The following is a 255-nucleotide window of genomic DNA, read 5'->3' as shown; positions in this document are numbered from 1 at the left end:
CCAGCAACCGCGACCTTCCGCTCATCTCGCAGCTCGGCGGGAATCTCCGAGGCGGTGATGGTCATGCGGCGCGGGAACTCTTCCAGGTTGGGGTTGATGTCGTCGTCGCGGTTGTCGTAGTTGCCCGAGAAGCCGTCCAGGTCGTCGTCGTAGATCGGGCTTTCGTTGCGCATGCCCAACTGAGTAGGCAGGCCCGGATGCCCGATGTGGGTCGGCGCGGCGTCGACCACCGGCTTGGCCGGGACCGTCAGCGGG

Annotated in this window: 1 pseudogene; it reads right to left on the bottom strand. The window is 66.7% G+C overall.

Annotation, left to right across the window (positions count from 1 at the left end):
* Positions 1-255 (bottom strand): annotated as a pseudogene (locus L6D89_RS32545) (hypothetical protein); the annotation flags it as partial.

Origin of the sequence: Pseudomonas pseudonitroreducens, assembly GCF_021603645.1 — a bacterium.
Taxonomy (GTDB): domain Bacteria; phylum Pseudomonadota; class Gammaproteobacteria; order Pseudomonadales; family Pseudomonadaceae; genus Pseudomonas; species Pseudomonas pseudonitroreducens.
Note: the sequence above shows the minus strand (reverse complement) of the source record. Positions and strands in the feature narration are given on the sequence as shown.